This window comes from Mesorhizobium sp. M7A.F.Ca.ET.027.03.2.1, assembly GCF_003999175.1.
In the GTDB taxonomy this organism is placed as follows: domain Bacteria; phylum Pseudomonadota; class Alphaproteobacteria; order Rhizobiales; family Rhizobiaceae; genus Mesorhizobium.
The window spans coordinates 1-1,153 of record NZ_RZOM01001441.1; the positions used below are offsets into that span (position 1 = coordinate 1).

The window sequence follows — 1,153 nt, forward strand, 5'->3', positions numbered from 1 at the left end:
GAACGGACCTTTCTTGAACGGCGCCATGCCTTCGCGCGCAAGCTCGTCGGCGCGCTCGTTCTCGACATGACCGTCATGGCCCTTGACCCAGTTCCAGGTGACCTTGTGGCGCTTGTTGGCCTCGTCGAGCGCCTGCCAGAGTTCACCGTTCTTCACCGGCTTCTTGTCGGCGGTCTTCCAGCCGTTCTTCTTCCAGCCGTGGATCCACTTGGAAATGCCGTCCATGACATATTTGCTGTCGGTGTGAAGGTCGACCGTGCACGGTTCCTTCAGCGCGTTCAGCGCCGAAATGGCGGCCAACAGTTCCATGCGGTTGTTGGTCGTCTCGGCTTCCCCGCCGGAAAGCTCCTTGGTGGTGCCGTTGAAGCGCAGGATCGCGCCCCAGCCGCCAGGGCCGGGATTGCCCGAACAGGCGCCGTCGGTGAAGATCTCAACCTGCTTGCTCATGATACCCCATATCAGGCCAATCCATATTCCGAAGGAGATTTGATCGCCCGGTGGAACCGCATCCTTCTGATGTATTCGGACGGATCGCGTTTCATCACCAGCCCGCCATCGGGAACGGTCAACCAGTCGTACAGCCGGGTCAGCATGAAGCGCAACGCCGAACCGCGCGCCAGCACCGGCAGCGCAGCTTGTTCCTGGTCGCTCAGGGGCCGGACGCTCTGGTAGCCGGCGAGCAGCGCCTTGCCCTTGGTGAGATTGAAGGAAAAATCCTTCTCGAAGCACCAGGCGTTGAGACAGGTGGCGACATCGTATGCGTAGAGGTCGTCGCAGGCGAAATAGAAATCGATCAGGCCGGACAGTTTTTCGCCGAGGAAGAAAACGTTGTCCGGGAAAAGATCGGCGTGGATGATGCCTTTGGGAAGGTCCTTCGGCCAGTTGCGCTCGAAATCGGCAAAGTCGGCATCGACCTCGGCCGCTAGGCCCGGCTCGACCTCGTCTGCGCGATCGCGCGCTGCATCCCAGAGCTTGCGCCAGCCGTCGATGGCCAGGGCATTCGGACGCGTCATCGAAAAATCGGCGCCGGCCAGATGCAATTGCGCCAATGCCTTGCCGACCTCGGCACAATGCGTTGCTGTGGGCCGCCGCAACGAAAGCCCTTCCAGGAAGGTGATGATGACCGCCGGCCGGCCGGCGAGCGTGCCGATGA

2 protein-coding genes are annotated in these 1,153 nt (G+C 61.5%); both read right to left on the minus strand.

Annotated elements, in window-relative coordinates; translation table 11 throughout:
- A partial coding sequence (rnhA, locus tag EN750_RS35420; RefSeq protein ID WP_127399353.1) for a ribonuclease HI occupies positions 1-447 on the minus strand: 447 nt, incomplete at its 3' end.
- Between the two features lie 11 nt (positions 448-458).
- Positions 459-1,153: homoserine kinase (locus EN750_RS35425; protein WP_127399354.1), on the minus strand; the 695-nt coding region annotated here is incomplete at its 5' end.